Source organism: Mycetohabitans endofungorum (assembly GCF_002927045.1).
Lineage (GTDB): Bacteria > Pseudomonadota > Gammaproteobacteria > Burkholderiales > Burkholderiaceae > Mycetohabitans > Mycetohabitans endofungorum.
On sequence record NZ_PRDW01000004.1, the window covers coordinates 136,107 to 155,271 of the forward strand.

General features: G+C 61.7%; 13 protein-coding genes, 1 tRNA gene and 1 pseudogene. 11 read left to right on the forward strand and 4 right to left on the reverse strand.

Annotated elements, in window-relative coordinates:
- Positions 1–163: 163 nt before the first annotated feature.
- From B0O95_RS05415 to zapE, 4 genes are all read left to right on the forward strand, one after another.
- Entirely contained in the window at positions 164–3,019 is a 2,856-nt protein-coding gene (locus B0O95_RS05415; RefSeq protein ID WP_104076976.1) for a 2-oxoglutarate dehydrogenase E1 component, read from the forward strand.
- A 113-nt stretch (positions 3,020–3,132) separates the two neighbouring features.
- Complete coding sequence (gene odhB / locus B0O95_RS05420) at positions 3,133–4,428, forward strand: 2-oxoglutarate dehydrogenase complex dihydrolipoyllysine-residue succinyltransferase (RefSeq protein WP_104077102.1); 1,296 nt, start codon at positions 3,133–3,135, stop codon at positions 4,426–4,428.
- A gap of 15 nt (positions 4,429–4,443) precedes the next feature.
- Positions 4,444–5,874 (forward strand): dihydrolipoyl dehydrogenase, encoded by a 1,431-nt coding sequence (gene lpdA / locus B0O95_RS05425; RefSeq protein WP_104076977.1) that lies wholly within the window; start codon positions 4,444–4,446, stop codon positions 5,872–5,874.
- Between the two features lie 126 nt (positions 5,875–6,000).
- On the forward strand, positions 6,001–7,098 hold the full coding sequence (zapE, locus tag B0O95_RS05430) for a cell division protein ZapE (RefSeq protein WP_104076978.1): 1,098 nt from the start codon (positions 6,001–6,003) through the stop codon (positions 7,096–7,098).
- A 132-nt stretch (positions 7,099–7,230) separates the two neighbouring features.
- Here the strand turns inward: zapE and B0O95_RS05435 are convergent.
- Positions 7,231–7,713: pseudogene (locus B0O95_RS05435) on the reverse strand (DUF2147 domain-containing protein).
- 382 nt (positions 7,714–8,095) lie between these two features.
- Between B0O95_RS05435 and B0O95_RS05440 the strand changes: the two are divergent.
- On the forward strand, positions 8,096–8,815 hold the full coding sequence (locus tag B0O95_RS05440) for a DUF2968 domain-containing protein (protein ID WP_104076979.1): 720 nt from the start codon (positions 8,096–8,098) through the stop codon (positions 8,813–8,815).
- 111 nt (positions 8,816–8,926) lie between these two features.
- Here the strand turns inward: B0O95_RS05440 and B0O95_RS05445 are convergent, their stop codons facing one another.
- Positions 8,927–10,090 (reverse strand): AI-2E family transporter, encoded by a 1,164-nt coding sequence (locus tag B0O95_RS05445; protein ID WP_233203135.1) that lies wholly within the window; start codon positions 10,088–10,090, stop codon positions 8,927–8,929.
- A gap of 332 nt (positions 10,091–10,422) precedes the next feature.
- Here B0O95_RS05445 and B0O95_RS05450 point away from each other — a divergent pair, with 332 nt between their 5' ends.
- Together B0O95_RS05450 and B0O95_RS05455 are read left to right on the forward strand one after the other, a co-directional pair.
- Positions 10,423–10,779: a chemotaxis protein gene (locus B0O95_RS05450; protein WP_233203136.1), complete on the forward strand. Its 357-nt coding sequence runs from the start codon at positions 10,423–10,425 to the stop codon at positions 10,777–10,779.
- A 149-nt stretch (positions 10,780–10,928) separates the two neighbouring features.
- Complete coding sequence (locus tag B0O95_RS05455; RefSeq protein WP_104077103.1) at positions 10,929–11,504, forward strand: DUF4142 domain-containing protein; 576 nt, start codon at positions 10,929–10,931, stop codon at positions 11,502–11,504.
- A 155-nt stretch (positions 11,505–11,659) separates the two neighbouring features.
- Here the strand turns inward: B0O95_RS05455 and B0O95_RS05460 are convergent, their stop codons facing one another.
- Positions 11,660–12,469 (reverse strand): MipA/OmpV family protein, encoded by an 810-nt coding sequence (locus B0O95_RS05460; protein WP_233203138.1) that lies wholly within the window; start codon positions 12,467–12,469, stop codon positions 11,660–11,662.
- A 507-nt stretch (positions 12,470–12,976) separates the two neighbouring features.
- Between B0O95_RS05460 and B0O95_RS05470 the strand changes: the two genes are divergently transcribed.
- Positions 12,977–13,486, forward strand: a complete 510-nt coding sequence (locus B0O95_RS05470) for a ferritin-like domain-containing protein (RefSeq protein ID WP_104077104.1) — start codon at positions 12,977–12,979, stop codon at positions 13,484–13,486.
- A gap of 377 nt (positions 13,487–13,863) precedes the next feature.
- Here B0O95_RS05470 and B0O95_RS05475 read toward each other — a convergent pair whose 3' ends face one another.
- Entirely contained in the window at positions 13,864–14,220 is a 357-nt protein-coding gene (locus tag B0O95_RS05475; protein ID WP_233203139.1) for a CBS domain-containing protein, read from the reverse strand.
- 521 nt (positions 14,221–14,741) lie between these two features.
- Here B0O95_RS05475 and B0O95_RS05485 point away from each other — a divergent pair.
- From B0O95_RS05485 to rnr, 3 genes are all read left to right on the forward strand, one after another.
- Positions 14,742–16,184 carry an oxygen-independent coproporphyrinogen III oxidase gene (locus B0O95_RS05485; protein WP_158249449.1) on the forward strand — a complete coding sequence of 481 codons (1,443 nt, stop codon included), beginning with the start codon at positions 14,742–14,744 and terminating at the stop codon, positions 16,182–16,184.
- Positions 16,185–16,298: 114 nt separating this feature from the next.
- Positions 16,299–16,383, forward strand: a tRNA-Leu gene (locus tag B0O95_RS05490).
- A 245-nt stretch (positions 16,384–16,628) separates the two neighbouring features.
- Positions 16,629–19,160: a ribonuclease R gene (gene rnr / locus B0O95_RS05495; protein ID WP_104076984.1), complete on the forward strand. Its 2,532-nt coding sequence runs from the start codon at positions 16,629–16,631 to the stop codon at positions 19,158–19,160.
- Positions 19,161–19,165 lie beyond the last annotated feature (5 nt).

The following is a 19,165-nucleotide window of genomic DNA, read 5'->3' on the forward strand; positions in this document are numbered from 1 at the left end:
CAAATAGCCGCAATATGCTAAACGTGATAAGCTTCGCCGATGCATGTTTTAGGTCCTTCCCAGCAGACTTGATTCGCGCAATCCGCTACACGGTCAGGCCGTCGCGCGGAAGGTTTCGTAACCCGCTATTTCTCGAGAAACTCGAAGAAAGGTGAGCGTCAAAATGATGAAGCAATTCCAGCTGAACTCGTATTTGTTCGGCGGCAATGCTCCGTACGTGGAAGAATTGTACGAAGCATATCTCGATAATCCGGCGTCCGTGCCCGAGAACTGGCGCAGCTACTTCGATGCATTGCAAAACGTACCTGCGTCGGACGGCTCGAATGTGAATGACGTGGCCCACGCGCCGATCGTCGAGTCCTTCGCCCAACGGGCCAAAGCGAATGCATTCATTCCACGTGGCAGCAACAACGATCTGTCCACTGCGCGAAAGCAAGTCTACGTTCAATCGCTGATCGGCGCCTATCGCTTCCTCGGCTCGCAATGGGCCAACATCGATCCTCTGAAGCGCCGCGAACGTCCGCATATTCCCGAACTCGAACCTGCGTTTTACGATTTCACCGAAGCCGACATGGACCAGACGTTCCATGCGACGAATCTGTACTTCGGTTTCGAGCAAGCATCGTTGCGCGACATCGTGAAGGCGCTGCGCGACACGTACTGCGGCACGATCGGCGCGGAATTCATGTACATCAGCGACCCTGAGCAGAAGCGCTGGTGGAAGGAGCGGCTGGAGTCCACGCGCTCAACGCCGAATTTCTCCGCCGACAAGAAAAAGCACATTCTCAAGCGGCTGACCGCGGCCGAAGGCCTGGAGCGTTACCTGCACACGAAGTACGTCGGCCAGAAGCGTTTCTCGCTCGAAGGCGGCGAGAGTTTCATCGCGGCGATGGATGAGGTCGTGCACCACGCAGGCAGCAAGGGCGTGCAGGAGATCGTGATCGGCATGGCCCACCGCGGGCGCCTGAACGTGCTCGTCAACACGCTCGGCAAGATGCCGGCGGATCTGTTCGCCGAATTCGAAGGCAAGCACGTTGACGACCTACCGGCTGGCGACGTGAAGTACCACAAGGGCTTTTCGTCCGATGTCTCGACGGCTGGCGGTCCGGTGCACCTGTCGCTAGCGTTCAATCCGTCGCACTTGGAAATCGTCAACCCGGTGGTGGAAGGCTCCGCGAAGGCGCGCATGGACCGTCGTGGTGACCTGGACGGTCTGCAGGTGCTGCCGGTGCAGATCCATGGCGACGCGGCTTTTGCCGGCCAGGGTGTCGTGATGGAGACGCTGAATCTGGCGCAAACGCGCGGCTACGGCACGTACGGCACGCTGCACATCGTGATCAACAACCAGATCGGCTTCACCACGTCCGATCCGCGCGATGCGCGCTCGACGCTGTATTGCACCGATGTCGTGAAGATGATCGAGGCGCCGGTGTTGCATGTGAACGGCGATGACCCAGAGGCGGTCGTGTTCGCCACGCAACTGGCGATCGATTTTCGGATGCAGTTCCACAAGGATGTCGTGATCGACATCGTCTGTTTCCGTAAGCTCGGCCACAATGAGCAAGATACGCCGGCGGTCACGCAGCCGCTGATGTATAAGAAGATCGCGCAGCATCCCGGCACGCGCGCGCTGTATGCGGAGAAGCTGGTAACGCAGGGCGTGATCGGCGCCGACGAAGCCGATCAGTATGTGAAGACGTACCGCAAGGCGATGGACGAGGGGCATCACACGAGCGACCCGGTGCTGTCGAACTACAAGAGCAAGTATGCGGTTGACTGGGTGCCTTTCCTGAACCGCAAGTGGACCGATGCGGCGGATACCGCAGTGCCGCTGGCCGAGCTTAAGCGCCTGGCCGAGCGGATCACGACGATCCCGGAGAATTTCAAGCTGCACCCGCTGGTTGAGCGCGTGGTCAACGACCGTCGCAAGATGGGAGCCGGTGAGCAGCCGCTCGACTGGGGCATGGGTGAGCACTTGGCGTTTGCATCGCTGGTGGCCTCTGGCTACGCGGTGCGCTTGACCGGACAGGACTCGGGCCGTGGCACGTTCACGCACCGCCACGCGGTGCTGCATGACCAAAATCGCGAGCGCTGGGACGATGGCACGTATATTCCGCTACAGAATGTTGCGGACGGGCAGGCGAGCTTCACCGTCATCGATTCGGTGTTGTCCGAGGAAGCGGTGCTCGGCTTCGAGTATGGATATTCGACGGCCGAACCCAATACGCTGGTGGCATGGGAGGCTCAGTTCGGTGACTTCGCCAATGGCGCGCAAGTCGTCGTTGACCAGTTCATCTCGTCCGGCGAGGTCAAGTGGGGCCGTGTGTCTGGGCTGACGATGCTGCTGCCGCACGGCTACGAAGGGCAGGGCCCGGAACACTCGTCGGCGCGCACCGAGCGGTACCTGCAATTGTGTGCGGAGCACAACATGCAGGTCGTGCAGCCGACGACGCCGGCACAAATGTTCCACCTGCTGCGCCGCCAGATGATCCGGCTGTTCCGAAAGCCGCTGATCGTGTTGACGCCGAAGTCATTGTTGCGCCACAAGGAAGCGGTGTCGGACCTGTCCGAGTTGGCGAGCGGCGCGTTCCATCCGGTGCTCAGCGAGACCGATGCGTCGATCGACCCGAAAAAAGTCAAGCGCGTGCTCGTTTGCTCGGGCCGTGTCTACTACGATCTGATCGCCCATCGCCGCGAGGCAAAGAATGCCGACGTCGCGATCTTGCGTATCGAGCAACTTTATCCGTTCGCGCACAAGCAGTTCGAAGCCGAGTTGAAGAAGTACGACAACGCGACCGAGGTCGTCTGGGTGCAGGATGAACCAAAGAATCAAGGACCCTGGTTCTACATCGAGCACCACCTCGCTGAAGGGATGCGGGACGGCATGAAGCTCGCGTACAGCGGGCGTCCGGCGTCCGCGTCGCCGGCGGTCGGCTACTACGCGAAGCACTACGAGCAGCAGAAGGCGCTGGTCGAGGGTGCGTTTGGCCGGCTCAAGAGCGCGACGCTGATCAAGTAATCACGCAACGATGAAGCCGAGGGGGGCGAATGCTCGTCCCCCCGGGGGCCGTGCGCCGCGTCTCCAGCGCCTGGTCGCCCGATACGGCACGATACGTATTCAGGATAATGACGATGGCTATTGTTGAAGTTAAAGTTCCGCAGCTTTCGGAGTCGGTGTCCGAAGCTACGATGCTCCAGTGGAAGAAGCAACCGGGGGAAGCGGTTGCGCAAGATGAAATACTGATCGAGATCGAGACCGATAAGGTCGTGCTCGAAGTGCCGGCGCCGGCTGCGGGCGTGCTCGCTCAAGTGATCAAGCACGATGGCGACACAGTCGTTGCCGATGAGGTGATCGCCAAGATTGATACCGAAGCGAAGGCCGGCACCGCGGCGGGTGCGACGGCGACGGAAACAGCCGCCGCAGCAGCAGGCGCCGAAGTGAAGCCGGCGCCGCAAACCTCGCCGACTCCCGCGGCGCAACCGGCTGCGACCGGCTGCGCAATCGCGTCGCCGGCCGCCTCGAAGCTGCTCGCGGAGAAGAACCTGAGCGCCGGCCAGCTGAGCGGCACCGGCCGCGACGGTCGGGTGACCAAGGGTGACGTGCTAGCAGCCGGCGCGTCGCCGGCCGCCAAGCCGGCCGCGCCGGCCAGCGTCGCTGCGAAGGCGGCGCCGTCGCGCGCCGCGTTGCCGCAAGTCGCTGCGCCGGGTGCGGACACCTGGCTGACGGACCGCCCGGAGCAGCGCGTGCCGATGTCACGGCTGCGCGCGCGGATCGCCGAGCGCCTGCTCGAGTCGCAACAGACTAACGCGATCCTGACCACGTTCAACGAAGTGAACATGGCGCCGGTCATGGATCTGCGCAGCAAGTACAAGGATCGCTTCGAGAAGGAACACGGCGTGAAGCTTGGCTTCATGTCGTTCTTTGTGAAGGCGGCCGTGCATGCGCTGAAGAAGTTCCCGCTCGTGAACGCGTCGATCGATGGCAACGACATCGTCTACCACGGCTACTTTGACATCGGCATCGCGGTCGGCTCGCCGCGCGGCCTGGTTGTGCCGATCCTGCGCAACGCAGATCAGATGAGTGTTGCGGACATCGAGAAGAAGATTGCCGAGTTTGGTGCGAAAGCCCGGGACGGCAAGCTGTCGATCGAGGAAATGACCGGCGGCACGTTCTCTATCTCGAACGGCGGCGTGTTCGGCTCGATGCTGTCGACGCCGATCATCAACCCGCCGCAATCGGCGATCCTCGGCGTGCATGCAACGAAGGAGCGGCCGGTCGTTGAGAACGGCCAGATCGTGATCCGTCCGATCAACTATCTTGCGCTGTCGTACGATCACCGAATCATCGACGGTCGTGAGGCGGTGCTGTCGCTCGTCGCGATGAAAGAAGCGCTGGAAGATCCGGCACGCTTGCTGCTCGACCTTTAAGCGAGGAATGTCTTCATGGCAAAAGAATTTGATGTCGTCGTGATCGGTGCGGGCCCCGGTGGCTACATTGCGGCAATCCGCGCCGCGCAGCTCGGCAAGAGCGTTGCTTGCATCGAGAAGTGGAAGAACCCGGCCGGCGAACTCAAGCTCGGCGGCACCTGCCTGAATGTCGGCTGCATCCCGTCGAAGGCGCTGCTGGCCTCGTCCGAGGCGTTCGAGGATGCGTCGCATCACCTCGCCGATCACGGCATTTCGGTATCGGACGTGAAGATCGATATCGCGAGAATGCATGCGCGCAAGGACGCGATCGTCAACAAGATGACCAAGGGCATCGAGTTCCTGTTCCGCAAGAACAAGATTACGTGGCTCAAGGGACACGGCAAGTTCACCGGCAAGACGGACGCCGGTTATCAGATCGATGTAGCCGGTGAAGGCAGCACGGAGTCGGTGGTCGCACGCAACGTGATCATTGCAACCGGCTCGAAGGCGCGCCACCTGCCGTTTGCGAAAGTGGATAACCGGATCGTCGCGGACAACGAAGGGGCGTTGGCATTCGATTCGGTGCCTAAGAAGCTGGCGGTGATCGGCGCGGGCGTCATCGGGCTCGAACTGGGTTCGGTGTGGCGGCGCCTCGGTGCCGAGGTGACAGTACTCGAGGCGTTGCCGTCGTTCCTCGGCGCCGCCGATCAGGGATTGGCGAAGGAAGCCGCGAAGCAGTTCGCGAAGCAGGGATTGAAGATTCACTTGGGCGTGCAGATCAGCGAGGTGAATGCGACCGATAACGGCGTAACGATCTCGTACGCGGACAAGGACGGTCACGCGCAGAAGCTCGAGGCCGACCGCTTGATCGTGTCCGTGGGCCGCGTGCCGAATACCGACGACCTCGGTCTCGACGCGATCGGGCTGACGGTTAACGAGCGCGGATTCATCGACGTCGACGACCATTGCCGTACCAAACTGCCCGGCGTCTATGCGATCGGCGATGTGGTGCGCGGTCCGATGCTCGCGCACAAGGCCGAGGACGAGGGCGTGCTAGTCGCCGAGGTAATCGATGGGCAGAAGCCGCACATCGATTACAACTGCATCCCGTGGGTCATCTACACGGAGCCGGAGATTGCGTGGGTCGGCAAGACCGAAGAGCAATTGAAGGCGGAAGGCCGACAGGTCAAGACCGGACAGTTCCCGTTCATGGCCAACGGACGTGCGTTGGGCATCAATCGCGCCGATGGTTTCGTGAAGATGATTGCCGACGCGAATACCGATGAACTGCTCGGCGTGCACATCATCGCGGCGAATGCGTCCGATTTGATCGCCGAGGCGGTCGTCGCGATGGAGTTCAAAGCTGCATCGGAGGACATCGGGCGGATTTGCCATCCGCATCCGTCGCTTTCCGAAGTGATGCGAGAGGCGGCGCTCGCCGTCGACAAGCGCGCGTTGAACATGTAACGCGAAGCCGGGTCCGCCTCGAGTCGAGGCGGATGCCGGGGCTGGCTGCCGGCCGGGCTGGCGTGAGCCCGCCATGCGACAGGCGGCGAAATGGGGCGGGCAATACCCGCCCATTTTCTTGTACCGATGAACGTCACCGAATACTACGAGAAGGAACTGGCTGAACGCGGCTATCAGGCCGATGTGGCGCAACAACGCGCGATCAGCCGGCTGCAGCGCTGCTACGACGACTGGTTGGCCTACAAGGCGCGGCGTTCCAATGCGTTCAGAAAGTGGATCACTCGAGCGGAGCCGCCACGCGGGGTCTATATGTGGGGCGGCGTTGGGCGCGGCAAGAGCTTCCTGATGGATAGTTTCTATGCTGTCGTGCCGGTGCAACGCAAGACGCGGCTGCATTTTCACGAATTCATGCGCGAGGTGCACCGTGAGCTTGAGGTGCTTAAGGGCCGCGCCGATCCGTTGGACGAACTGGCACGACTGGTCGCGAAGCGTTATCGATTGATTTGCTTCGACGAGTTCCATGTCTCGGACATCGCTGATGCGATGATCCTTTATCGGTTGTTGTTGAAGCTGTTCGATAACGGCGTGCAGTTCGTGATGACGTCCAATTACGAACCCAGTACGCTATACCCGGACGGGTTGCATCGCGACCGGCTGCTGCCTGCGATCGACTTGATCAACGAAAGGCTCGACGTGTTGAACGTGGATGCGGGCACTGACTACCGCCAGCGCACGCTGGCACAGGTGCAGACTTACCATACGCCGCTGGGTGCCCATGCCGACAGGGCATTGCGTGAGGCGTTCGCGCGGTTGGCTGCGGTACCAGACGAGAACCCGGTGCTGCATATAGAAAAACGCGAGATCAAGACGCTGCGCCGCGCCGATGGTGTCGTCTGGTTCGATTTTGCGACGCTATGCGGTGGACCACGGTCGCAAAACGACTACCTGGAGTTGGCGACACGCTTTCACACGATCATTTTGTCGGACGTGCCGCAGATGGCGCCGCGTATGGCGTCTGAGGCGCGTCGCTACACGTGGTTGATCGACGTACTGTACGATCATAAGGTCAAGCTGTTGATGTCGGCCGCCGTGCCGGCCGAGCAGCTGTACGTGGAAGGGCCGATGGCCAATGAATTCGCGCGGACCGTGTCGCGCATTATCGAGATGCAATCGAAGGAATATCTCGAAGCGCCGCGGCGCATCGTCGACACGTCATTGACGTGACAGTGCGCGGCCCCGTGGCCGTGCGCGGCGCGCCGTCGGCATGCCGCAGTTCGATGGGCGCGTACAACACGTGACTGCTGGCTGGCGGGGACATACAACGCGTGATTGCTGATTGACGGGGCGTGTAACGCGTTACTGCTGGCGGTTCCATGTCTGTGAGCGGCCGATCAGCGACACGCCGATATAACCGCGCACGACCAGCTTCTGGCCGTTGTCCTCGACGTGCATCTTGCACTTGTAGACCTTGCCGTTTTCCGGATCAAGGATATGTCCACCTTTCCAGCCGTCTCCGTCCTGTTTCATGCCATCGATGATCGTCATGCCAAGCATCAACTGGTTCTTGCGCGCGCCCGTGCATGCGGTGCAGCGGCGATCGGGTTGATTGTTTGCGGCCAGCCCCTTGACGATTTTGCCTGACAGCGTGCCGTCGGCTTCCTGCGCGATTTGGACCAATGCCTTCGGTTGTCCTGTGTGGTCGTTGATCGTTTACCAAACGCCAATCGGCGATGCGTTGTCGGCGGCGAAGGCGCGGGTCGTTATCTTCACGGGCCATGGTGAACCCGGTGCGATGGTGGTGTGCCGCGTCGCATGATGCAGGGTCGCGAACCGACACATACTCACAGTGCGGTACGGCACGGCGTCGACGGTGCCACCGATCATGAAAAGCATACGGCAAAGCGGCGCTGCCGTTTGGTAGAACGACTTCTAAGCGCACGTGCGGTCGCTGGCATTTGCTCATTGCGCCCAACCCGTGCCGGCCGATAGCACGCCCGAAGTGTTGGTCGATCGTAGTCAGTGAGATATGGCGGAATGCTCGCGAATTATTGCGGCGCTGGGCATCAAGGCTGGAAGTGGCACGACACCGTGCAGCATCTGGGCTTTAGCCGCGCGGTATTATAGGAAAAGATGCATCAATACTAGATCTCCGACGAGGAACCCGAAACCCACGAATTTAAGTAATATTGACCCCACGAAAAAGCGCACACTCGGAAAACAAATGAATCAATTACCACGAGCAAGGGGTAGGGTGCTGACGGCGGTTGCCGTGGCCATCGTCAGTCAAGCAGCGACCGCGTGGGCCGGTGCGCCGTCACAGGAGACGGCCAGTAGCGTCGCTATCACGCAGGAGCCGGCTGCCAACGTTGTGTTGCCCGGCGCGGTGGCGTCCAGCGCGCTAACGGCTGACGAGGCACACAATTCAACCGGCGGCAATGTCGCGGAATTGCAACGGCTGATCCACGCTTCGGCGTTGACCGAATTTCGCACGGCGTATAACGGCAGCTACGGTGCGAGCCTGCTGTTCTACGGCAAGGAGATGACCTATTACATTGCATTGTTCCAACAAAAAAACTTTTGGCGTGTGATCAAGACGCAGGACCCGGTCCGGGCCGAAGCCATCTATGCGGGTTTAGTGCGGCAGACCGTGCAACTGTCCGATATCGAAATTCGTCGTGCGCGGCTGGAGGCGCAGAAGGCATTCACCGACCGCATGATCGCGCTGTCGCGTGATCGAGCTGTGCGGTTGCAGGCAGACCTGAACGTGGCGCGCGTGCAGGAGGCGGAAGTCACAACTCGCCAGAAACAGACCGCGGCGCAGGCGCAGGCACTGGGCGAGCAGAAAGCTGCTGCGCAAACGCAGCTGCGCGAGTTGCAGCGGCATATCCGTGACTTGCAACGTCAGACCGAAGCCGGCTTGCCGCGCTCGAAGCCCCGCTGAGCGGCGTGCCTGCCGCTACGTGACTTAGCTCCGCGCAGGCGATCGAGCGCACGGCGCTCGACACCGCGGGCAGCGGCAGTTGAGCGCCGCGCTTACGCATCGCTGGATCGCTCACGCATCGCTGGACAAGTCCTCGTGCCGCGCCGCCCGCGGTGTCCGACGCCGCCGCCGCGCGCCGTTGCGCGGCAGCGGCATCGCGCCATCGACAGCGGAGGGCGGATGGGTCTCGTCGCGCGCAATGAGCACTGAAATGTCCCAGCACGCGATGAACAGCGCGGCAATCAATGGGCCGATGACAAAGCCGTTGATGCCGAACGTGGCCATGCCACCGACCGTGGAGATCAGCACGACCCAGTCAGGCAGCTTGGTGTCCTTGCCCACCAGGATCGGGCGCAGGAGGTTGTCTACTCCACCGATCACCAGTGAGCAGAACAAAACGAGCACGATCGCCTTCCACAACGGACCGGCCAGCAGGAAATAGATCGCCGCCGGCCCCCAGACCAGCGCCGAGCCGATCGCCGGCAGCAGTGACAGGAACGCCATCAACGTGCCCCACAGCAGCGAGCCGCTGATGCCGAGAATGAAGAAAATCAGGCCGCCGAGCAGGCCCTGCACCGCAGCCACCGCGATATTGCCTTTGACCGTCGCGCGCACCACGGTGGTGAACTTGCCGAGCAGCTTTTGCTTGTGCGAGTCGGCCAGCGGCACCGCTTCACGGATACGCAGCGAGATGGCGCCGCCGTCGCGTAGCAGGAAGAACACCATATACAGCATGATGCCAAAGCCGACGGCGAACTGCAGCGTATTCTGGCCGATTTCGACCGCCTGCGCGGCCACGAATTGACTGATGCGGGCGGCCCCTTCGGTCAGCCTGGCCTGCAGGCTTTGCATGTCGGCCAGGCCGACGTCGTTCAGCCAGTGCTGCGCAAACGCGGGCAGCGCGCCAACCGCCTTCTGGAAATACAGCGCGATGTTCCACTGGCCGGTCTTGATTTGCTCGTAGGCGAACGAGACTTCTTGCACGAGCGTGCCGATCATCAGGCTCACAGGCAGGATCACGACCAGCACGCACAGGCTTAACGTCGCCAGGGCCGCGAGGTTCGGGCGGTTGCCCAGCCGCATCGTCAGCGTGCGCTGCAACGGCTGGAATAGGATGGCCAAGATCGTGCCCCAAAAAATCGCGCCGAAGAACGGCAGCAGGATCCAAATGAGCGCGAACGATACCGCGAACAGCAGAATTTGAAAGCCTCTTTGATTCCGTGTGTCTTTATCCATGGGTTCGGTCGGCCGCGCCGGGCGGGCCGCGCGTAGAGAGTAATGACGTTTGCCAAGCATTCGTGCAGCGCAATCTTGACATGGTGTGTGCGACGCGTCACGCGATGGCTGCGCGCGCTGATGGCGTTCGGCGCCGCGTACAACCGGATCTTAAGCCGACGTCATGTGGCGTCCTGTGCTTCGCACTGAATACATTGGCCGCACTGGATGTGCAGCAGAGCGGTCACTCGCAATGCATCGGCTTGGCTGAAGCAGCACTCGTGTATGGACCGGGGCACGGCATCTGCTACGCATTTGCTGCTAACACAGGCCCATTTTGCATGGAGAGCATTATGAACAGCACACTGGATCCCGACAACGATTTGCCGCAACCCCACGTGCCCGGCCACGATACCGAAGCGCTCGGTCCTGGCGATTCGTCAGACACCGGCAGTGACACGGTCGGCGCGAAACGTCATGACTTCGATCGTGACACGGAGTTGGACAACCATGCGCTTGAAACGGGCATCGCGGAACAAGGCAGTGACACCGATAGCGCCGGCACGGGCGAGCGTGCTGCCGCCGATGGCGACGAGACGATAGCGCTCGATGCGGACGTGATGCCGGACCGGATCGAGCACCTACCTTCCCAGGGGCAGGCCGACAGCGAGCTGAGTGAGCCCACAGACGCTGGCGTACGCGATCGTTGACAGGGCAGCCGGAATGCTGCGGATCGATTCGGCACGTTTTCACGACAACCCGTGGCAGTGTCTCCGCAATGCGCGTGCCGGTGTGGCTGCAAAAAAACACCATAAAGGCACGGTGTTTGCTAATATCACCCGTGAGTTACGGCGGGGCTATGGCCGTGCTCGACCATGCCACTTTAATTGGAGAACCGATAATGAAGTTAACTACAGTCGCTTGCATTGGTGCACTGCTGTTTACCCCGGTTGTTCACGCTCAAACGCAGGCTGCGTCAACGACGGCCGCGAATCCGCTATCCAGCGTGGACCGTGACTTCATACAGGCGGCCACGATGTCATCGTCAACCGAGATTGATGCGGGGAAGATCGCGCATAAGAATACGAGTAACGCAGACGTCAGATCGTTTGCGCGTCACATGATCGCCGACCATATGAGGCTGACGGTGCAGCTCAAAGCGGTGGCGCCTCATGGCGTGGTGGTGCCGAAGGACAACTCCGACACCGCGCTGCTCGATTCACTTAAACCATTGATTGGCGCGGACTTCGATCGCGCGTACGTGCGTAAAATGGGCTTAGAAATGCACAAGCAAACTATCGCCGCATTCGAGAAAGAAGCGAAGGAGGGGGAGAATCCGTCGTTGAAGCAAGCGGCGCTAGAGGCTCTGCCCACACTTAGAGAGCATTACAAGATGTCGCAGAACCTTGCGGAAAAGCTGGGGGTGACCGAGTAAGTCGCAAGCAAGCCAACCTGCGCCTGTTTTGTAACGGGCGCAGGGTCGGCGAAGAGTTGCGCACGCATGACGGTTGCCGCGCTGCCACACTCGTCATCGTAGGGCTGTTGAGCGCCGTTGTGAGTGCATATCGACTTATCTGGCAAGGCCCGTCATTAAAACTGGTAATTGATCGACACGTCGCAGACGCCGTTGAGCCGCGTACGGGTAATCGGACTGTCGGCCGCGCTGCCCAGCAGGCGTTTGAATGCACCATCGGCGCTCACGAACCAGTGTTTGTTCACGAAGTAGACCATCGTCACACCAAAGCCGGCTGATTTCAGCCCGGCGCTCGCATCATAGCGGCGATACCCGGAGCGCAAGGCTTGGTCGGCAGTGACGCCGAACCAGCTGTTCATGTATTTCGAGTCCGCAAATGTTACGGACGGACCCGCGAACCAATAGAATTTCTCCGAGCTGCCCGGTAGGGGCATATAGGTGCCTAGGTCGAACGTCCAACCGTTCGAGCCGCCGAAGCTGCGTGTGGCTACGCCCCGGACCACCAGTGGAAACGCCTTCGATACCACGTACTCGGCGGCGATCTTCATTTCCGGCGCCGGGTTGATGTTGTCTAGTCCAGCCAGCCGTGACGCATCGTCGTGTGCGCGTCGGCCAAGATCGTATGCCGCCGCGACGCTCACGCGCCAATTCGGACCGCGCAGCACATTGACGCCGATGCCTTCGCCGGTCGATAAGAAGGCGAGGTCGCGATAGCGCATGTCCACGCTCGGGCCGACCAATGTGCGATACCGATTCTCACCCTCGTAGCGTGGCTCGAATGTCGAGCCGATGCCAATCCTCGCCTCCCATTCCGGGATGGACGACATGTACAGTTTTTGCAGTGGAACACCAGCCGAATACTGCCATTCGCCCAGCGGCGACGGGGTTTGCGCCTGCGTCGGCGCAGTGTAAATCGTCAATGCCATTGCGGCTGCGGCAAACGGGACGGCATCCCGTCGCAGCGAGCCGCGAACGCGACTCGTTGAGCAGGGTCGTTGTTTCGCAGTGCAGATGTCGAGCGCCATTGAGTCTCCGATTGTTAAGCGGACGAGCCAGGGAAGCACGTACTGTGCCAATCGGACGCAGGGCCGTCCCGTTCCTGTGTTGCAATGCAGCCTCGCTGGGGTACTGTCATGTGCAGCAGTCTGCGGCGAAGACTGGATGCGGCAACGACAGCACAGTGTAGTGAAAAATTTGCCGTCATGGGGCGCTGTCTCGCGCCAGGCCACACGCCGCTTACCTGGCCTCTCGGGCCGGCACCGGTTGATCGCGCACCCGTGCTATTGCCAGAACGAGTCGATCGTGATGAGCGACCTGTATCGCATGCCACGCAGAGGCCACCGCGTCCTGCCGGGTATGACGGTTGCGCACACCGATGTGCCGCGCATGTTGCGCGGCGCGCTATACGGTGCGGTACCGGCGAGGAAAACATGATGACGAGCCCACGCGAACATATGATCGATTGGTTGAAGGATGCCTATGCGATGGAGCAGCATGCGGAGTCGATGCTCAAGGCGCAAGCGTCGAGGCTGGAACATTATCCCAAGCTCAAACAGCGCATCGAGCAGCACATTGACGAGACGCTGTCCCAGCAAAAGCTGCTCGAACAGTGCTTGGACCGGCTAAACAGCAGCCCGTCAACGATCAAGAACCTTGCCGCTCGGGCTGCCGCGTTTGGGCAGGCGCTCGGCGGGATGACCGTCACCGATGAGGTGGTCAAGGGCAGCATGGCCAGCTATGTGTTCGAACACATCGAAATTGCCGCGTACACGACATTGATTGCGGCCGCCCGCGCGGCCGGAGACGCGGAGACGCAACGTTGCTGCGAGCAGATCTTGCCACAGGAGGTCGAGATGGCACGCTGGCTGCACGACAACCTACCGGACGTCGTGACCGCCTACCTGGCTCGTTCCGCGGGCGAGCGCGACGACGCCAAGCGTTGACACTCGCTACAGGCATGCAAGGAACCCGCTCATGGGCATGGCCAGCATCTCGCCGGGCCGGCGCGGCTTCATTCGGATGCTCGCCTATGGCGCACCGGCCGCCGCCGGCGCGCTGGCGACAGCGGCGGCCGGTGGCGACAGAGACGGGCTGCACGCTCGGCGCCGCGCCGCAACACGGCGACGTGCTGTGTTACATCACGGGCGCCAGCGGGTACGGTACGGGGTGGTCCTCGACGGCGTTGACGCTGGGGATGTTCTGCGCGGCGACGCGCATCGCCCTGATTTCGTTATCGGACCATTGTTAGCCCCACAGGTGAACGATCCCGTTGCGCACGACGATGTTGTGCTCCGCAAACGTCCACTTGCGTTCCGCCAACTCAGCGATCAACCTTGCGCGCAATTTCGCGTCGCTTGCCGATGCGCCCGGCGGTGACGTATCTTTCGATGCCGGGATGCTGGTCAGCGCCCGCACGAAGTCGGCGCGGCTCGCGATGCCACCAGCCGGTCCACCTGTATGACGGGCAGGCGCTTGATGTGCGATGCTGTTCATCCGTGCGTAGTTCGATGCGATGCCACCGATCCGGCTCGCTGAGCATGCCGACCAGCACACCCGCGTCGTCGACCATCGGCACGCCACCGATAGGGTGCTCGACCAACATCTTGGCGGCATCGCGCACCGTCATGGCAGGCGTCACGGTAATGACGCCGGTAGTCATCACGTCGATGGCTTTCATGGTCGTGTCCTCTCAAAAAAGAATCAGATTACCCACGGATAGCTTGTCAGTTGGCGCGGGCGGTTGAGTTGATCGAAATCAAGCCGTGCCTTGAGGTGGCGCGTCGGTGGGCGACGTGTGATTTGATTCCAGTCAAGGGCTCGGGCGCGGATTGAGGTGATCATTGATACGTGGAGCGAATACTTGTGTTCGCGTCGTGTGCTCGGATGGTTGGCTACCGCGATGCTTATTGATTTGCGTCATGGCGCATCGGCACGCGATACACGATGCTGCGTTTATCAATGTTGCGTCCTTTGTACACGACGGGCATCCGGCGAGCCGGCCTGCCGGGCGGCGGACCAGCTTACGAGGCGTATGCCAGAGGGAAAAATGAGTTATTTGACGTGGATGATCGGTGTGGGTGCGGCGCTGTACGCGGGCTTTGCCAGTGCGATGTGGTTCGAGACGAATCGGGGTTCGATGCGCATCCCATGTCCCGGGCGAACTGCGCCAACGGAGGAATCGAAAAGGAGAACAGGATCTTGAAGGGGTGCACGAGCGACGCGATGTCTGGTGATGCGGACCCGCACGCGCTGCGCCATTACGCGACCTATCCGGAACGCGGATGGTTCGTCGGCGCGTTCGACGAAGCGGCGCTGGTGGCCTGCTACGCCAATGTGTCGCCCATCAGCGGCGTCGGCTTGATCGACGGGGCGGGGACGAACGAGGCGCATATCGCGCTGTCGGTTGTCATACCGGCGCTTGCGCCCGGTAATGCCGCCTATCTGGCGTTTGCGCGCCGCATCGACGACGACATCGCGTTTCACCGGCAATGGGACCCGGCGCGATCCGGCGTCGCGGAGTTGCACTGGAGCGGCGAACTCGGCTTGCTCGGGGCAAGCGGCACCGCGCGGCTTGTTGCGTTGTTGCGGCAGCGGTTCGCGTTCGCGCGCGATGCCCGCTGGTCGGTTTCGCTCGATTGGCGTGTCGCACACGACGAGACGTTACTTGACACGTTGGTATTGAGCGGCTTCGCGCAGCTCGAACTGCGCGGCGGCGCAGCGCCGACGCAGCGGCTTGACGACATCGGTGGGGGTACGCGGTCGTCGGCGCTATCTCCGGACGTGGGCGAGCAGGGGCCAATGGACGCCGAGCGGTGGCGTTTGCCCGAACTCGTCGCGCTGGCCCGCACACACGGTTTTGCATCCGTAGGAACGGTGCTCGAGTACGGTGCGGGTCCATGCGGCCCGCGCGGCGTCGCACCGGGCGCGCCGCGATCGCCGGGCACGCTACAGACGCTCGATGCATTGATCGCCGCGCGTGCCATGCGGATCCGTCTGCAAACGCGTTGCACACGCGCCGATGTGCTCGCCGAGCGAGTGGCGCTGGTCGAGCGGCTGCATGCGTCCGGCTACGTGCAATTGGGTATCGACGACTACGCGCAGCGCGACGATCCGTTGGTGTCGGCGCAGCGGTTTGGCCGTCTCGTGTGCAAGCCGTTCGGCTTGTCTTCGCGTGCGACGCGATGTGTTGTGCCGCTCGGGCCGGGGGCGATCGGCGCCACCGCCGACACCTATTTCCAGCACCTGGAGGAAGTCCCGTCCGTCCCCGTGCGTTCTATCGCGGGGCGCAAGGTGTACGCGCCCGGCTTGCGCGGATGGCGCTTGTCGGCCGACGACGCGATCCGTCGCACGGTCATCCAGTCGCTGGCCACCAATTTCTTCATTGACCGGCAGGCGATCGAACTGGCGCACAACATTGAGTTTTCCGACTATTTCGCTAACGAGATCCGCGTGCTGCGCCGCTGCGCGAATGCCGGCCTGCTGTCATTGGAGGACGATTTTATCGAGACGACCGATGCAGGGCGCGTGCGTTTGGACAATCTGTGCGGCATTTTTGACCGTTATCGACACCTGCGCCATACGTGGCTGCGTTCACTGGCTGGCACAGCCCGCACGCTTGAGCCATTGCTAATGGATCACTGATCGCCAGCATTCGGGCGCGATTGGCGCAGACCAGGATCCGATTTTTACGTAATTGTTGACACAACGGCGGCAGATCAGCATAATAGCGTTCTTCGCTGATTACGCAGCAAAGCCGCCCAGGTGGCGGAATTGGTAGACGCACTAGTTTCAGGTACTAGCGGGTAACTCCGTGGAGGTTCGAGTCCTCTCCTGGGCACCAACGGTTGCGCTGTCGTGATATGACGAAGTGGTACGAGAAACCCCGTAAGATAAAGGTCTTACGGGGTTTTTTGTCTTTTCAGCCGGCTGGCGGCAAGCCGGTGGTTTACCCGTGTCAATGTGCGTGCTGTCCGCCACGCCGGCGCACCAAGCGCATCTAGCCCTGCATCGGCCAAACCCGGTGTTAGAATCATTCTCCAGTGAGTTGGCCGGCGCCACCGTGCATCGGCCGGGCAGTGACGATGCGTGACACGCCAATCCGTGCGTCGCACGCATTCACGACAACCATTCATCGACAAGGCTTTGAGCAAATACCCCTATCCGATTCCTAGCCGCGAAGAAATTCTTGGCGTATTGCGCACGACCGAACAGCCGCTTGCCGGCAATGACATTGCTGAAGCACTCGCGATCAAGCGCCAGGAGCGCGAAGGGTTTTTCAAGCGCCTCGGCGCGATGGAGCGCGATGGCCAGATCAAGCTCGACAAGCGTGGCTATTACCAGCTCACGCATCCGTCGAACTTTGTCGCCGGTCGGGTTCAGGGCCATCGCGACGGCTACGGCTTCCTGATTCGCGACGATGCCGGTGGCGACCTGTTCCTGTCCAATGTAGAGATGCACAAGGTCATGCACAACGACCGGGTGCTCGCGCGCGTGACAGGCTATGACCGGCGCGGTCGTCCGGAAGCCCATATTGTCGAGGTCACCGAGCGGGCGAACAAGCGAATCATCGGCCGGCTGCTGAACGAGAACGGTGTATGGGTCGTTGCGCCGGAGGACAAGCGGATCGGCCACGACATCCTCGTGACGCAGACGGGCAAGGTCAAGCCCAAGTCCGGCCAGGTCGTCTCGATCGAGTTAACGGACTTCCCGAGCCGTCATTCGCAGCCGGTCGGCAAGATCGTCGAGGTGCTGGGCGACATCGACGATCCCGGCATGGAAATCGAGATCGCCGTGCGCAAGTATGGCGTGCCGCACCGGTTCTCGGACGCGGCGCTGGCCCAGGCGGCCAAGCTGCCCGACGAGGTGCGCGCAGCGGATCTGCGCCAGCGCGTGGACTTGCGTGACGTGCCGCTCGTGACGATTGACGGCGAGGACGCGCGCGATTTCGACGACGCGGTCTATTGCGAGCCGATCCGGATCGGCCGGCAGAACGGCTTTCGCTTGCTGGTCGCGATTGCCGATGTGTCCCACTACGTCACCGATGGCGATGGCCTCGATCATGACGCGCTTGAGCGCAGCACGTCGGTGTATTTCCCGCGCCGCGTGATCCCGATGCTGCCCGAGAAACTGTCAAATGGGCTGTGTTCGCTGAACCCGGACGTGGACCGTTGCACGCTCGTCTGCGACATGGTGATCAATTCGCGTGGCGACATCAAGGCATACCAGTTCTATCCGGCAGTGATGCATTCGGCCGCACGGCTCACATACACTGAGGTGGCGGCCATCCTGTCGAACACGAAGGGGCCCGAGGCGGCGCGGCGTGGCGCGTTGCTGCCGCACCTGCAGCACTTGCACGGCGTGTTCAAGACGTTGCTGCAGGCGCGCGAGAGGCGCGGCGCGATCGAGTTCGACACGACTGAGACCTATATCGTGTGCAACGCCCAGGGCAAGATCGAGCAGATCCTGCCGCGGCAGCGCAACGACGCGCACAAGCTGATTGAAGAGTGCATGCTGGCCGCCAATGTGTGCGCGGCCGATTTTCTCAAGCGCAACAAGCATCCGGGGCTGTATCGAATCCATGCCGGGCCGACCGAGGAGAAGCTGGCGAACCTTCGGACCTTCCTGCGCGGTTTTGGGCTGACGTTGGGCGGCGGCGACAAGCCGCATGCAAGTGACTACGCGGCCTTGATGAAGCAGGTGCGGGAGCGTCCGGACGCATCGATGCTGCAAACGATGCTGTTGCGCTCAATGCAACAGGCGGTCTACAGTCCCGACAATATCGGGCACTTCGGCCTCGCCTATGACGCTTATGCGCATTTCACCAGTCCGATCCGTCGCTATCCGGATCTGCTTACGCACCGGGCGATTCGTGCGATCCTGGCCGGCAAGAAGTACCAGCCGCAACTTTGCGGTGACGTCGTGCTCAGTACTTCGCTGGCGCCTCAGGCGCGTGCGTTGCAGCGAGACGACGAGCGCATGCTTACAGGTGGCCGTTCGCACGATGCCATCTGGGAGGAACTCGGCCTGCATTGTTCGGCCAACGAGCGGCGCGCGGATGAGGCCTCGCGCGATGTCGAAGCGTGGCTCAAGTGCTATTTCATGCGAGACAAGTTGGGCGAGGAATACGGCGGGATGATCAGCAGCGTGACGCCGTTTGGTATTTTTGTGCAATTGGATTCGCTGTTCATCGAAGGTTTGGTCCATGTCACCGAACTGGGCGCTGACTACTTCCAATACGACGAAATCAAGAATGAGTTGCGTGGCGAGCGCACCGGGATCCGCTTCCGTCTGTCCGAGCGTGTGCGCGTGCAAGTGAGCCGTGTCGACCTGGACGCGCGCAAGATCGACTTTCGACTGGTGCGGGAGGCGTCGGCCAAACCGGTGGCGCGTGCCGCCGCACGCGGCATGCCGGCGACCGGTGGCGCTGCGGTCAACGCCAACGGGCAGGAGCCGCGCGTGCGCTCGCTCGTGGCATCCGATGGCGGTTCGCATGTGAAGAAGGCGGCGCCTGCGCCAAGTCTCCACGTCAAAGAGGCGCGCGCCGCCCGCGCCGCGGCGAAGAAACGTTCACCGGCCGGCACGGCCACCAATGGCCGCACGCGCAGCAAGAAGCGATAGATAGA

Excerpts from the sequence above, each read along its gene's own strand:
- lpdA (WP_104076977.1), top strand. The coding sequence starts at position 4,444 with ATGGCAAAAGAATTTGATGTCGTCGTGATCGGTGCGGGCCCCGGTGGC.
- B0O95_RS05460 (WP_233203138.1), bottom strand. The coding sequence starts at position 12,469 with ATGGCATTGACGATTTACACTGCGCCGACGCAGGCGCAAACCCCGTCG.
- B0O95_RS05455 (WP_104077103.1), top strand. The coding sequence starts at position 10,929 with ATGGCCGTGCTCGACCATGCCACTTTAATTGGAGAACCGATAATGAAG.
- B0O95_RS05445 (WP_233203135.1), bottom strand. The coding sequence starts at position 10,090 with ATGGATAAAGACACACGGAATCAAAGAGGCTTTCAAATTCTGCTGTTC.
- odhB (WP_104077102.1), top strand. The coding sequence starts at position 3,133 with ATGGCTATTGTTGAAGTTAAAGTTCCGCAGCTTTCGGAGTCGGTGTCC.
- B0O95_RS05450 (WP_233203136.1), top strand. The coding sequence starts at position 10,423 with ATGAACAGCACACTGGATCCCGACAACGATTTGCCGCAACCCCACGTG.
- B0O95_RS05440 (WP_104076979.1), top strand. The coding sequence starts at position 8,096 with ATGAATCAATTACCACGAGCAAGGGGTAGGGTGCTGACGGCGGTTGCC.
- B0O95_RS05415 (WP_104076976.1), top strand. The coding sequence starts at position 164 with ATGATGAAGCAATTCCAGCTGAACTCGTATTTGTTCGGCGGCAATGCT.
- zapE (WP_104076978.1), top strand. The coding sequence starts at position 6,001 with ATGAACGTCACCGAATACTACGAGAAGGAACTGGCTGAACGCGGCTAT.
- B0O95_RS05470 (WP_104077104.1), top strand. The coding sequence starts at position 12,977 with ATGACGAGCCCACGCGAACATATGATCGATTGGTTGAAGGATGCCTAT.
- B0O95_RS05475 (WP_233203139.1), bottom strand. The coding sequence starts at position 14,220 with ATGAAAGCCATCGACGTGATGACTACCGGCGTCATTACCGTGACGCCT.